This is a genomic window from Frankia sp. AiPs1, from assembly GCF_023716945.1.
In the GTDB taxonomy this organism is placed as follows: Bacteria; Actinomycetota; Actinomycetes; order Frankiales; family Frankiaceae; genus Frankia.
On record NZ_JAMQQF010000132.1, the window covers coordinates 1 to 13,413 of the forward strand.

Below are 13,413 nucleotides of genomic sequence, written 5' to 3' on the forward strand. Positions count from 1 at the left end.
GAGGCGGCGACCTCGGCGACGGCGGCCTCGAAGGCGGCGTCCGCCGCGGCCGGCGGCTGGCGCAGCCCGCTGATCTTCCGGACGAACTGGCGGGCGGCGGCCTGCACCTCGTCGGCGGTCGCCGGCGGCTCGAGTCCGCGTAGCTCGGTGATGTTGCGACACATACCGTAACGGTAACGACCGGGCGAACGGTCGGGACCGGGCGCCCGCTGCCACCTCCGGGCCATCGGGCCGTGACTCCGGGCCAGCGCGTTGTGGTCTTCCCTGGAAATCACATCCCCCGGGTCGCTGGATTGGGGGAAAATAACGAGGGGTGCAGTGTCGTGCCCATGCACGATGCGGGGTATGGCTGTACTCACCGTGGAGGGGAGCCGAGCGCTCATGGCGGACGGGTATTACGGCGAGTCGTCGGGTGGCAACCGGGAGGCGGGTCGGCGCGGCGAACGGTTCGCCCAGGCGCGCCGACTGGCCGGCCAGGCGCGTCAGGATCGCACCACCTCGTGGTACATCCCGCTGGTGATCACGGTGATCGCCGCCGGAGCCTCGTTCGACGCCTTCGGCCGCGCCGTCGGCTTCCTCTACGCCCTTGCGCTGACGCTCGCCTTCGTCGCGCTGACCTGGACGACGATCCGGCTCATGCCGTCGGTGTCCGACGAGCTCAACGTCTCCCGCGTCAGCGGCCCCCGCAAGCTGTACGCGGTCGTGAACACCCCGGTGCGCACCCGCGGCTTCTTCGTGCTCGCCGCCGCCCTGCCCATCGTCATCGCCCTGATCAAGGCGGTCGGCTTCTTCGTCCTCGGCGGCATCCTGCTCGTCGGCCTCATCGTCGGCGCCGCGGTGGCCGCCGCGTGGGTCTTCGAACGCCGCTAGCTCCCGGGCCCGTCCGCTGCGGCCAGGGGTCGGTTGCTCACCAGCAGGGGCACCACGGCCTGGAATGACCATTTAGTACGGACTGTTCGGTCCGAAGTCCGACTCTGATGATCAGGATGTTCCGCGGAACCGCGCGGCGGTTCTCGCGCCGGCGTGGTTGTTCGCCGAGGCCCGGGATCCGGGGGCTGTCGACGGTGGGCGGGTGGCCCAGCGGATGGCGGAGACGATGCCGTGGCCGGCGAGGCGGCCGATGGTCGCCTCGGCCGCGGGCAGGTAGGGCAGGCGCAGGGGCCAGCGGGTCCAGGCGGGCATCAGGCCGACGGCCGCCGACGCCAGCACGCCGTAGGGGGGTCGGGCCACGAGCGGGAGCGGCGCCTGGAGCAGCAGGTAGCGGGCGGCGGCGCGAGCCTCGGGGGTGCCGGCGAGTTCGGGGCGGAACTCGCGCAGGGCCTGCGCCAGCTCGGCTTCGGTGCGCGGCGGGTCGGCGGCGCCGAGCTTGTCGGCGACGGTCGCGGCGTCGGCGATGTAGGCGTCGCGCTCGGCGGCGTCGAGGGGTTCGCCACCGCCGTAGCGCTGGAACGCGGCGAGGAAACTGTCGACCTCGGCCACGTGTACCCAGCGCAGCAGGTGCGGGTCGCCGGCGGCGTAGGGCCGGCCGTCGGGGGCCACTCCGCGGACGCGGCGGTGCACGCCGCGGACCCGGGCGACGGCCCGCTCGGCCTCCTCGGCCGGGCCGAAGGTGGTCGCGGCGAGGAAAAAGCTGGTGCGTTGCAGGCGGCCCCACGGGTCGTGGCGGAAGTCGGAGTGGCCCGCCACGCCGGCCATGGCCAGCGGGTGCAGCGACTGGAGCAGCAGCGCGCGCAGGCCGCCGACGAACATCGCCGCATCCGCGTGTACACGGCGGATCGGCCGGTCCTCGGCGAACCACCGCTCGCCCGCGGCTTCGAAGATCTGGGCCCGCCGACGCGGGCCCTCGGGACCGGCGACCCGTTGCAAAACGTGACTGCCGAGCCAGGCCCGCACATCGTCGGCACTGCTGGTCATCCGTACGCCCGCCATTGCCCCATGATGCGCCGGGCGGTGCGCCGTGGTCCTGCCACGAAGCCGGCCGCCCGTCGTGGACGATGGCGGACCTGATCGCGTCTGCTCTGGCGCGCGGGCAGTTCCGCGGACCTCACGATCGTCGGCTCGGGCTCGGGCTCGGGCTGGGGCTGGGGCTGGGGCGCGGCCTAGAAACTGCTGGTTCGGTCCGGTGGGCTGGCGGCGGGGTCGGGTTGGTGTCGTCCGGTGATGATCCAGGTGCCGGCGATGATGACGAACGCGAAGAGCAGGAGTCCCGCACCGAGGATGGTGAGCAGGAGCGCGCGGTCGCGGAAGGTGAGGTTGCCGGTCAGGGTGATCGGGAGCGAGCCGACGGCGAAGGCAACGGCCGCCGTGAACACCGTGACGAGTTCGACGGCGCGGATGGCCGAGGTCTGCAGGGTCCGGCGCAGGTCGCGGTTGGCGGCGTCCTGGGCATGCCAGCGGGTCTGCTGGCTGGCAGACAGTTCGGCGAGATCCAGGCCTTTCTCAATGACGTCGCGTTCCCGCAGGTACTGCTCCTGCAGACGGTCGTGGCTGATGCGGGTGCCGATCGCGGGCAGCAGGCGCAGGGCGGTGTCGATGGTGTCGAGTGCGTCGGCGTAGTCGCCGCACATGCGTTGGCCGCTCGCGAGGCGAAATCGGAAGAGATGGTCGTCGGGGTACTCGGCGACGGCGTCGGTGGCGTGCCGGTGTAGCTGTTCGCCCCGGTCCGGGAAGCGTGGGGCGGCAGCGAGGGCGCCCAGGCAGACGTCGACGACGGCGCGGGAACGCGGGAGGGCGTTCCAGGCCGCACCGAGGAGGTCGAGGGCATGGCTGGTGGTGATGGTGCGGCTGCCGAATGCGGCGAAGGCGCGCAGCGCGGTGTACAGCGGGTCGCCGCGGTGGCGGCCGGCGGCGACGGCGAGCAGGGCGGATTCGAGGAACTGGTGGAGCTCGTCGAACCAGAAGTTCGCGCGGAGCTTTCCGGCGTGATACAGCGTGGCGAAGTAGCAGATGTCGGCCGAGCCCTGGGATGCCTCGACGATCCGGCCGGTGGCGAGGGTGAGGTCGTGGCGGGACTCGACGGTGTCCTTGGTGATGAAGGCGTAGCCCAAGGACCACTTGTCGATGATGTCCGGGCGGATCGGCGGCTCGGTGTGGTCGTACAGCCAGCGGGCGCAGCGGGCCGCGATCTCGACGGTCGGCTCGCGCAGGAATCGGCGGCGCCAGTACCGGTCGGCGCAGATCAGCCAGGCGTCGGTGACGAAGTCCGCCGACGGGATCTGAAAAGGGGGCTCGAGGTCCGCGTCGACCAGCTCGGCGGCGAGATCCTCGCAGACTCGGTCCAACTCGCGGGAGTCGGTGGAGGCTGCCTGACCGAGCCGCGCGTTGATCGATGCGACGTCCATGTGCCCCCTTCCGTCGGATCTTCTCCGGATATGTACCACACGGATGCGGACCGGATCGGTACATACTGCGAACATGCGGGTCGACGTGGTCACCGCGGTACACGCCGCGTATGCCGGCTACCTGCCAGCAGCATGGGACTCGCTCCATCAGCAGCGCCATCCCCACTGGACATGGCGGGTTCAGATCGACGGGCCACCCGGCGAGATTCGCGAGACGCTGACCGCCTGCGGGGCGGCGGACGACGGCCGTGTCCGGATCGGTGCGCATGGCACCCAGGAAGGCCCCGGCGTCGCCCGTAACATCGCCCTCGGTGAATGCACCGCGCCGCTGGTCCAGAACCTCGACGCCGACGACGAGCTCGAGCCCGACGCGCTCGCCGCCCTCAGCGGCGCGCTCACCGCCCATCCCACCGCCGGCTACGCGGTCGGCCACGCCCGTGACCTGCACGCGGATGGCACCCTGCGCACTGCGCGGCTGGCGGTGCCCGCCGGGCCGCTGGCCCGCGGCGCGCTGGCCATCGCGTGGGCGTCGGCCTTCCCTGACCACACCCTGCCACCCGTGCACCCGGCCGGGGTGATGTGGCGCCGCAACCTGCTCCTCACCATCGGCGGATGGGCTGCGCTGCGCGGCGTCGAGGACACCGCGACCCTCATCGCCGGCTCCGCCCTCGCCACCGGAATACTGCTCGACCTGCCCACCCTGCGCTACCGCCGTCACGACGCACAGCGATCCCGCCGCAGCGGCAATTTCTCCGGGGGGGGGGTCAATATTTGCTCATCTGGCAGCGCGCCGCCCTCCTCGCCGCCGGGCCCCCGTGGGCGGAACGATGACCAGCGCCACTCAGGCGGTCAGGCGGTTAGGCGGACGGGCGGTCAGGCGGTCGGGCTGACCAGGCGGTCGAGGTTCGCCAGCGACTTCTCCAGCATCGTCAGCGGCACCACCGGCCAGCTCACCCGGGCCTTCCACTTCTCCGACACGGCGCTCCAGTCGCAGTAGGAGGTGACGTCGGTGGTGTGGTCGTCGACCGGCGCGAGGGCGTAGCCGTAGACGTGGCCGATCGGGGGGTGCTCGATGCCGCCGACCGTCCACTCGACCAGGGCGTCGGGCTCGATGCGGGTGACGACGTTGCGCACCCGGTACTTGCCCATCGGAATGTCGCCGAGGGGCTCGCGGTCCATGTCCATCTCGAACGCGTCGCCGGCGCGCGTCACGCGCCGGGCGTCGCCGGCGGCCACGAGCATGCCCGAGCCGTCGATCCGGACATGGCCGTCGGGGTCGGTGACGAGCTCGAAGATCCGCTCGGCCGGGGCGGAGATCCGGCGGGTGGTGGAGATGCGCTGCTCGTCGGCCACGGGTGCTCCTTCGCGTCGGGATGGATCCCGATGGATCCAGGGTGCGGTGCCGCCGGTCACGACCGCGGGCCCGCGGTGATCCGGATCACGCCCCACCGTTGTATATGCCGGGACCGATCGGCGCTCAACCGATACCGCCGCCCATTCCGGTGAGCCGCCGCCGCAGCGCTGAGCTGCGGTGCCACGCGCCCGAGCGGCGTTTCCCCCGCGCCGGTCGGCGCCGCGAGCCCGCAGGTGTGGTCACCCGTTGTTCAGCTTGCCGTCGCGGGGAGTTGGGTCGACATCACGGCCCGCAGCAAGTCGGTTTCCGACCCGTAATACCGTGTGCCGGGAAGAGGCGGTCCAGCCCCCTTGTCCGCCCCCTTGTCGTCCCGCGGATCTTCGGAGTGCACCCATGACAGCCGACGCGTCGCCCCAGCAGGACCCGGGCGCTCGGATCGACACCTCCGTGCCGCACTCTGCGCGGATCTGGAACTACTGGCTGGGCGGCAAGGACTCCTACCCGGTGGACCGGGAGGCCGGCGACGAGTACCTCAAGATCTTCCCCGGCATCGCCGAGCTCGCCCGCGCCTCCCGCGGCTTCCTCACCCGGTCGGTGACCTGGCTCGCCGCCGAGGCCGGCATTCGCCAGTTCCTCGACGTCGGCACCGGCCTGCCCACGGCCGACAACACCCACGAGGTCGCCCAGCGGGCCGCGCCCGACGCCCGGATCGTCTATGTGGACAACGACCCGCTGGTGCTCGTCCACGCCCGCGCGCTGCTTGTCGGCACCCCGCAGGGCGCCACCGACTACCTCGACGCCGACCTGCGCGACCCGGCCGCGGTGCTCGCCGGCGCCGCCCGCACCCTCGACCTCGACCAGCCGGTCGCGCTGATGCTCATGGGGGTGCTGGGCCACATCGCCGACGACGCCGAGATCCGCCGGATCGTCGACGCCCTGCTGGCCCCGCTCGTCCCCGGCAGCTACCTCGTCAGCTACGACGGGACGCTACCCGCGGACGGCGGGGAGTTCGACGCGGCCCAGGACGAGTACAACGACAGCGGCGCCGTGCCCTACCTCCTGCGCACCCCGGAGCAGCTCGCCCGCCGTTTCGACGGCCTCGAACTCGTCCCGCCCGGCGTCGTCCCGCACACCCACTGGCGGCCCGCCCCCACCGCGAACGGCAGCCTTCCCCCCGCCGTCGACGGCTACTGCGGCGTGGCCCGAAAGTCCTGACGTGGACGTGAGCGGGGCCGGGGATTTCGACTACGAACTACACGGCGGCGGTTACGCGGCGCACCGGCGGGCCGACCCCCGGATTGAGGCCCAGGTACACGCCGCCCTTGGGGGCGCACGCACCGTGCTCAACGTGGGGGCGGGCGCCGGCTCGTACGAGCCGGCAGATCGCTACGTGGTCGCCGTTGAGCCGTCGGCCGCCATGCGCGCCCAGCGGCCGCGCGACCTGGCGCCGGCGGTCAACGCGACCGCGCAGGACCTCCCGTTCGACGACGACGCGTTCGACGCCGCGATGGCCACAGTGACCGTGCATCAGTGGTCGGATGTCCAGCGGGGGCTGCGCGAACTGCGGCGCGTCACTCGCGGTCCCGTCGTGGTGCTCACCTTCGACGGTGACGCGTTCGACCTGCTGTGGCTCGCCGAGTACACGCCGGCGCTGGTCGAGGCCGACCGCCGCCGGTTTCCCGACATCGACCTCATCTGCGCGCTGATCGGTACGCGGGTGAGCGTCGAGCCGGTGCCGATACCCATGGACTGTGTCGACGGGTTCACCAAGGCCTACTACGCCCGTCCGGAGCGGTTCCTCGACCCGGCGGTGCGCCGGGCGCAGTCGGTGTGGGGCTTCATCAGCGACGCCGACGAGACCCGGGCGGTCGACCACCTTCGACGTGATCTTGGATCGGGAAGCTGGGACCGGCGACACGGGCACCTTCGGACCCAGCCCGAGTTCGTCGGGGCGCTCCGACTCGTCGTCGGCCATCCCTGAGCCCTGGGCCGGCAGGTCAACCCAGGGGGTGGACCCGCCTGGTCGGCTACTCGTCGGCCATCGCTGCAACAGGCGGCGCATGCTGGTCCGTAGGAAGAACCTCACCGGCCGGACCGACATCGCCGAAAGGATCAAGGACGGCCGGGTCGCCGTCGACTTCCTGCGCCCGCTGGACGTGCAGGCCGCCGAGATCACGACCGAGGTCGGGCGGGCCCTGTTCGCGCTGGTCCCGCGGGGGATCCCGATGCTCGTGATCGGCGTGAGCGTCGGGATGGCGCGGCCCGGATCGGTCGCGGCGTACCCGCTCGGCGCGGTGAGCCTGCTGCTCGCCATCGTGATCTCCGTCGCGACCGCCTACCTCGTCGCGATCGCCGGCTTCTGGCTGGTGGAGACCCGCGGCCTGCAGGTGTTCTATCTGGTGGTCTCGGGGTTCCTGGCCGGGCTGTTCGTGCCCATCCGGCTGTTCCCGCACTGGTTGTGGATCGCCGCCCAGGCGACGCCGTTCCCGTCGATGATGACGTACCCGATTGACATCCTCGCCGGCCGCGTGGGCCTCGCCGGCGCGCTCACCCTGCTCGCGGCGCAGCTCGCGTGGCTGGCCGGCGTCGGCGGCCTCGGCCAGGCGCTGACCCGCGCCGGCCGTCGCCACCTCGAGGTGCAGGGTGGCTGAGCTGCGGGGTGGCTGAGGTGCGGGGTGGCTGAGGTGCGGGGTGGCTGAGGGACTCACCTTTCGGGTTCGGCTGCGTCCCTACCGGGTGGTGCTCGCCGCTCGGGCCAGCTCCCAGACCTCCTACCGGGCGAACTTCGTCCTCGACCTGGTCAGCTCCCTGCTGTCCGCCGCCGTCGAGCTGGCCGAGATCTGGGTGCTGTTCCATGCGGTGACCCGGCTCGGTGGGCTGGAGTTTCACCAGATGCTGCTGGTGTTCGGCCTTGCCGACCTGGCCTTCTCCCTCGCCGACCTGGCCTTCGGACACTGCGACAACCTGCCCACGTATCTGCGGGCCGGCACTCTCGACGTGTTCTACCTGCGGCCGCAACCGCTCCTGCTGCAACTGGTTACCAGCGACATCAGCCTGCGGCGACTGGCGCGTGCGGCTGTCGGTCTGGTGGCGCTCGGTGCCGGGCTGGCCGTCAACGACGTCGCCTGGGGCGTGGGCGACGCCGCGCTGCTGGTGGTGGCCCTGGTCAGCGGCTGGGCGACGTTCGCGGCGATGTTCGTGCTGGCGGGAGGCCTGCAGTTCTTCCTCCTCGATGGGGAGGAGATGACCAACGCGTTCGTCTACGGGGGGCGCTACGCCGCCACCCAGCCGGCGTCGGTGTGGTCGCGACCTCTCCAGGCGGTGTTCGGATTCTTCTTCCCGATGGCCTTCACCGGGTTCCTGCCGACGTTGCGGCTGCTCGACCTGCCGGCGCCCGCGTTGCTGCCGACGTGGCTGGCCTGGTGCGGACCGCTCGCCGCGCTCTGGGCGTGGGCGATGGCGCTGCTGTGCTGGCACTGGGGTGTGCGGCACTACCGCGGCGGCGGCGGCGGGTGAGGCAGCCGGTGGGTGAGGCAGTCGGCGCGTGAGGCAGTCGGCGCGTGAGGCAGTCGGCGGAAGAAGATCAGGGTGACGGTGAAGAGGGCGAGGGGGACGGTGAAGAGGGCGAGGGGGACGGCGGATGAGCGCGATCGTCGAGACCGCGGGGCTGACCCGGGAGTTCACCGTGCGCGACGGGCCTCGCCGGCGGCGGCTGACCGCCGTCGACGACCTGACCGTACGGATCGAACCCGGCGAGGCGGTCGGCTACATCGGTGCCAACGGGGCCGGGAAGTCCACCACGATCAAGATGCTGACCGGCATCCTCGTTCCCACCAGCGGCACGGTGACCACCTGCGGGCTGCGTCCGGTCAAGGACCGGCGCCGGCTCGCCCGCCGGATCGGGGTCGTGTTCGGTCAGCGCTCCCAGCTCTGGTGGGATCTGCCGGTGCGGGAGTCCTTCCGGATTCTGGCCGCGATCCATGGTCTGCCCGCCGCCGTGGAGCGGGCCCGCACCGAGGAGCTGGTCGACCGGCTCGAGATGGCCGACTTCCTGACCACCCCGGTCCGGCAGCTGTCCCTGGGCCAACGGATGCGCGCCGAGGTCGCGGCCGCGCTGCTGCACGGCCCCCGGCTGGTGATCCTCGACGAGCCGACGATCGGCCTCGACGTCCTGTCCAAGCAGCGGCTGCGGGAGTTCCTCATCGCCATGCGTCGCACCGACGGCACGACACTGTTACTGACCACCCACGACATGGGTGACGTCGAACGGCTGTGTGACCGGGTCCTGGTCATCGACCACGGCCGGCTGGCCTACGACGGCGACCTGGTCGGCCTCGGGCGGACCACCGGTGCCGAGCGGGTGCTCGTCGTCCACCTCGCCGCGCCGTCCCCGGACCTGATCGGGATCGGCGGGGCCCGCCACCTGTCCAGCGAGGCACACGGCCTGCGCCAGAGCCTCGCGTTCGACGCCGAGACCACCACCGCCGCCCGGGTGTTCGCGGCGGTCGCCGAACGGGCCGAGGTCCTCGACTTCACCGTCGAGGAGCCCGACATCGAGGATGTCGTCCGCCGGATCTACGCCGCCCGCCGCTGACCGCCCCGAACCCGCCGAACCCGCCGCACCTGCCGCACCAGGGCTCCCTTCCGTGATCGGCCCGGGGATGGTCAGGCCATACGGACGGGTCAGCCCAGGCGGACGGCGAGCAGGGCGGTGTCATCCTCGGTGTCGGCGTCACGGCCGAGCGCGGCCAGCGCCCGGTCGCAGACCTCCTCGGGGGTGCCGTGCGCGGTGGCTCCCGCCCGCAGCAGCTCCATCCCCTCGTCGACCGGTCGGCGGCGGTCCTCGACCAGGCCGTCGGTGAAGAACAGCAGGGTGCTGCCCGGCTCCACCGTCAGCTCCGTCTCGGGATAGTCCGGCAGGCCGGCGCTCAGCGGCGGCCCGGGTTCGAGACGTACATAGCGGGCCGGCTCGCGCGGGGGGATCAACAGCGGCGGCAGGTGCCCGGCGGAGGCGAGGACGAGCCGGCCGTTGCCGGGGTCGAGCAGCGCGAATGCCGCCGTCGCGATCCGGCCCTGCTCGAGCCGGTTGGCAGCCGCGTCGAGCAGGGCGAGCACCACCCCGGGGCTGGTCTGGGCGACGGCATGGGCGCGCACCGCGGCGCGCAACTGGCCCATCGTCGCCGCCGCGTGGATCCCGTGGCCCATCACGTCGCCGATGACCAGCGCGATCCGGCCGTCGTCGAGGGGCAGCACGTCGTACCAGTCGCCGCCGACCAGAGCCCCGGCGCTGCCGGGCAGGTAACGCCAGGCGAAGGCGAGCCCGGGGATCTCCGGCAGGCGCTGGGGCAGCAGGCTGCGTTGCAGGGTGACCGCGGTCCGGCGTTCCTGCTCGTACTGGCGGGCGTTGCCGATCGCGACCGTCGCCCGGTCGACGAGCTCGGCGACCACGCGTTGCTCGTCGTCCTCGTAGGCGCGGCCCTCGGGGGCGGCGAGTCCGACCGCCGCCACCGGCCGACCGCCGAGGACCATCGGCAGGGCCAGCCGCGTGCCGTCCGGGGAACGGGCCGGCCGGCCGGTGCGCAGCGCCTGGGTCATGCCCCCGCCGTCCGGGACGCCCCGGCCGCCCAGTCGGCCGCGGATCGCGACGGCGGCCGGGTTCTGCACCGGGACCACGGAGCTCTGGTGAGCCGGGTCCGGGGTCGCGTGGTCGCCGGTGGTCGCGTCGCCAATGTTCGCGTCGCCGATGCTCGCGTCGTCGCCGGCGGTTGGTGGTGGGCCGGCGCGATCGGCGACGGCGACGATCTCGACGCCGCCCTCCTCGTCGAACCGGCACGCCGCGGCCCGCCCCGCGTGCCACGGCACGAGCAGGGAGACGAGGTGCTCCAGGATGCGCCGGGTGTCCAGGGTGGAGGTGAACAGGTCCGTCGCGGCGGCGAACAGCGTGGTGCGTTCCCGGGCGTCGCGCTCCACGGTGAACAGCCGGGCGCGTTCGAGCGCCAGCGCCGTCTGCGTCGCCAGCGCCTGGACGAAGGCCCGCTCGTCGTCGTCGAACAGGCGGGAGTGGTCGAAGGAGAACCGCAGTGCGCCGAGGGTGCGGTCGCCGACGAACAGCGGCAGCACACACATCGACACCGCCGTGGGCTCCAGCTCGGCGAGGTCGGGGTACCGGGCGTCGCGCTCCCGGCGTGACTCCAACCAGACCGGCTCGCCGCTGCGCAGCGCGTCCGTGGCCGGCAGCCGGTCGTCGAGCCGCTCCGCCCGCAGCGCCGCGATCATGCTCTCGCCGTAGCCGACCGACCCGGGGATGGCCAGCCGCCCGCCGCCGTGCGGGATCAGCAGGACCCCGCCGCTGGCGCCGAGCGCCTTCGCGCCCTGCGAGACGACGGCGGCCGCGACCTGCTCCGGGGTGGTCGCCCGGGCCAGGGCGGCGGTGACCCGCTGCAGGCGGGCGGAGCGCTCCGCCGTGCGCTGGGCGACCACGACCACGTCGAGGGTGTCCAGCAGGTACTGCTCGAAGCCGCGGGTCCGCAGCGTGCCCTCGCCGCGTTCGGCGGCGCGCAACTGCTCGACCAGGGACCCGATGTACCAGCGCCGGAACGCCACATGCTGGGGCGGAGACTCGAGGGTGAGCAGCCTGGCGGCGCGGGCGTAGTCCTCGATCTCCTCCAGCGCTGCCAGGTACTGTTCGGCGTCGGCCGCCGTGCTCAGCGGGAGGACCAGCTCCAGCGGGGTGCGCGGCCGCCCGGCCGACGAGGCCGCCAGCGCCTGCCGTTTGATCGCCTGGCGGGGCCCGGCGAACCGGGTCGTGACCGTCCCGAGCAGTTCGGCCAGTCGCTCCGGCACGGCCGCGCTGGCACCGGAGGCCGCGCCGCCCGCGGCCAGCGCGAACTCCCGGACCAGACCGTCCACATGATGCTTCGCCGCAAGCAGGAGATCGGTGGGCACGTCGCCGAGACGGACGAGATGCCCCGGCGATGACGTGGGCTGCCCGCCGGCGGACAGGTTGATCGTGCCGACGCCGCGCAGGCCGCTCATGCCCCTGATCCCGACCGCGCGCGCCCCGCCGCTGTCGGCCAAACCCTGGCCCTGCGTCGAACCCTGGCCCTGCGTCGAACCCTGGTCCTGCGTCGAAGCGTCGGCCGGCGCGGACCCGCCGGCCTGCGCCGCGGTAGCGGCCCGCCGTCGGGTCGGGGGAGTCCGTGCCGGGGGAGTCCGGCCGCTGCGTGCGGCGTTCGGTCGACTCTCGCCGGCGCCCGGGCCCGTTCCGGTGCCGGCACCCGCGCCGTCGCCGTCCCCGGCGAACTCCGCCCAAACGATCTTTCCTGCCGCCACCGGCTGGACTCCCCAGCGGGTGGCCGAGGCGGCGACCAGTGCCATGCCCCGCCCGGTCAGCCCGTCCCCGCCGGCCGGGGGGCGAAGCGGCATCGTCGGGCTGCTGTCGCTGACCTCCACCCGCAGCGCCGCGCCGTCGGCGAGGATCCGTACCTCGATCGGGGCGGCCCCGTGCAGCAGGGCGTTGGTCGTCAGCTCGCTGAGCACCAGGCGGACGTCGTCCACGGCCGGCTCCCACCGGGTGCCGGCGAGCATCCGGACGGCCAACTTGCGCACCCGGTCGATCCCGCCGGAACGGGCGTCGAGGCGCATCGTGGCCCGATCGCTGCCGGCGGCACCGTCCTCACCCGTCGCGCCGCCCTCACCCGTCGCGCCGTTCTCGCCCGTCGGGCCGTTCTCGAGATCACCCACCTGCCCGGCGGAAGCACCCGTCTGCCCGGCAGCCCCGGCCGGCTCGCGCTCACCGCGCCCGCCAGGCCCGGCGGCGACGGCGTCGTTCACCTCGCTGTGCCTGCCCACCCTGCCGGCCTCCCGTCCGACCGACCACTCCTGATGGCGGCCAACCCTAGATACCGGCCAACCTTGATTGCTCTGACGCGGTGCGACCCTTGACTCGACGCGCCCCTGACGCGGCGCGGCCCGGCAGCCTGCCTGCCGTTCACTGCCGGTGGCGCACTGCGCCCTTCGGCGAGGTCAAGCATGCCAGAAAAGTCGGTGATGCCCAGGACGACGCCCCCCGAACCGGCTGCCGGTGACCCGCCGCCGACTGCCGCTCGTAGGCGGATCAGCCCAGGTCATGGTGCCTGACGCAGGTATTGCGGCCGGGCGCGTCGGGATCGTCACGGCGCCCGGCCGCGGCATGTTTCGGTCGCGTGACGTATGCCCGCCGCGGGTTTCCGGCGGCGCGCGGGGGAATAGGCATTGCGCGCCGTGAGGCGCCATGCCCGTCGTTCCGCCCTGGTCGCCTGATGTCGGACAGGCGGGGCTGGACGGGTCGGGGCCGGCGTTTCGGGCCGGTTCCTGGCGGATCGCTTCACACCGGAGAGGACGCAACATGCCCGTATCAGCCTCCACGCGCCGCACCTGGTCGCCCGCCGCAGACGTTCCCCCGCTCGCGTCCTGGCGCAGCGCGGGCGCCTGCGGAGCCGGTGATCTCGATCTGTTCTTCGCCCCTGACGGCGTGCCCCGCCGCGAACGCACCCGGCGGGAGGCGGCGGCGAAGGCGGTCTGCGGCGGGTGCCGGGTGCGACGGGAATGCCTGGGCTACGCCCTGCGCACAGGCGAGCGGTTCGGCGTCTGGGGCGGGCTGACCGAATGGGAACGGGCCCGCATCGGCCAGCCGTGACGGTCGTCGTCCGGCTCCGCCCGCGCCGTGCCGCAGGCGGC

Annotated in this window: 12 protein-coding genes and 1 pseudogene; 8 read left to right on the forward strand and 5 right to left on the reverse strand. The window is 73.1% G+C overall.

Annotated elements, in window-relative coordinates; genetic code table 11:
* On the reverse strand, nucleotides 1-164 hold a 164-nt coding region (locus ND748_RS14135; protein ID WP_251746278.1), incomplete at its 3' end, for a DUF2277 domain-containing protein.
* 181 nt (nucleotides 165-345) lie between these two features.
* Between ND748_RS14135 and ND748_RS14140 the strand changes: the two genes are divergently transcribed.
* A complete protein-coding gene (locus ND748_RS14140) occupies nucleotides 346-870 on the forward strand; it encodes a hypothetical protein (RefSeq protein WP_251746267.1) in 525 nt (174 codons plus the stop codon).
* A 111-nt stretch (nucleotides 871-981) separates the two neighbouring features.
* Here ND748_RS14140 and ND748_RS14145 read toward each other — a convergent pair whose 3' ends face one another.
* Together ND748_RS14145 and ND748_RS14150 are read right to left on the reverse strand one after the other, a co-directional pair.
* Nucleotides 982-1,914, reverse strand: coding sequence for an oxygenase MpaB family protein (locus ND748_RS14145; protein ID WP_251746268.1), 933 nt, complete (start codon nucleotides 1,912-1,914; stop codon nucleotides 982-984).
* 185 nt (nucleotides 1,915-2,099) lie between these two features.
* Nucleotides 2,100-3,341 (reverse strand): hypothetical protein, encoded by a 1,242-nt coding sequence (locus ND748_RS14150; RefSeq protein WP_251746269.1) that lies wholly within the window; start codon nucleotides 3,339-3,341, stop codon nucleotides 2,100-2,102.
* A gap of 73 nt (nucleotides 3,342-3,414) precedes the next feature.
* Here ND748_RS14150 and ND748_RS34630 point away from each other — a divergent pair.
* Nucleotides 3,415-3,720, forward strand: a pseudogene (locus ND748_RS34630) (glycosyltransferase); the annotation flags it as partial.
* A 494-nt stretch (nucleotides 3,721-4,214) separates the two neighbouring features.
* Here the strand turns inward: ND748_RS34630 and ND748_RS34635 are convergent.
* Nucleotides 4,215-4,694, reverse strand: coding sequence for an SRPBCC family protein (locus tag ND748_RS34635; RefSeq protein WP_251746270.1), 480 nt, complete (start codon nucleotides 4,692-4,694; stop codon nucleotides 4,215-4,217).
* A 394-nt stretch (nucleotides 4,695-5,088) separates the two neighbouring features.
* Here ND748_RS34635 and ND748_RS14165 point away from each other — a divergent pair, with 394 nt between their 5' ends.
* The 5 genes from ND748_RS14165 to ND748_RS14185 all read left to right on the forward strand — a co-directional run bounded on the left by ND748_RS14165 (nucleotide 5,089) and on the right by ND748_RS14185 (nucleotide 9,289).
* A complete protein-coding gene (locus tag ND748_RS14165) occupies nucleotides 5,089-5,910 on the forward strand; it encodes an SAM-dependent methyltransferase (RefSeq protein WP_251746271.1) in 822 nt (273 codons plus the stop codon).
* Between the two features lie 7 nt (nucleotides 5,911-5,917).
* Nucleotides 5,918-6,676 (forward strand): methyltransferase domain-containing protein, encoded by a 759-nt coding sequence (locus ND748_RS14170; protein WP_374215918.1) that lies wholly within the window; start codon nucleotides 5,918-5,920, stop codon nucleotides 6,674-6,676.
* 79 nt (nucleotides 6,677-6,755) lie between these two features.
* A complete protein-coding gene (locus ND748_RS14175) occupies nucleotides 6,756-7,346 on the forward strand; it encodes an ABC-2 family transporter protein (RefSeq protein WP_251746273.1) in 591 nt (196 codons plus the stop codon).
* Nucleotides 7,347-7,386: 40 nt separating this feature from the next.
* Entirely contained in the window at nucleotides 7,387-8,211 is an 825-nt protein-coding gene (locus ND748_RS14180) for an ABC transporter permease (RefSeq protein ID WP_251746274.1), read from the forward strand.
* Nucleotides 8,212-8,335: 124 nt separating this feature from the next.
* Nucleotides 8,336-9,289 carry an ATP-binding cassette domain-containing protein gene (locus ND748_RS14185; RefSeq protein ID WP_251746275.1) on the forward strand — a complete coding sequence of 318 codons (954 nt, stop codon included), beginning with the start codon at nucleotides 8,336-8,338 and terminating at the stop codon, nucleotides 9,287-9,289.
* An 89-nt stretch (nucleotides 9,290-9,378) separates the two neighbouring features.
* On the opposite strand, the gene ND748_RS14190 is transcribed toward ND748_RS14185, so the two are convergent.
* Nucleotides 9,379-12,546, reverse strand: coding sequence for a SpoIIE family protein phosphatase (locus ND748_RS14190; protein WP_251746276.1), 3,168 nt, complete (start codon nucleotides 12,544-12,546; stop codon nucleotides 9,379-9,381).
* Nucleotides 12,547-13,081: 535 nt separating this feature from the next.
* On the opposite strand from ND748_RS14190, the gene ND748_RS14195 reads away from it, so the two are divergent.
* Entirely contained in the window at nucleotides 13,082-13,372 is a 291-nt protein-coding gene (locus ND748_RS14195; RefSeq protein WP_251746277.1) for a WhiB family transcriptional regulator, read from the forward strand.
* The last annotated feature ends 41 nt before the right edge of the window (nucleotides 13,373-13,413 follow it).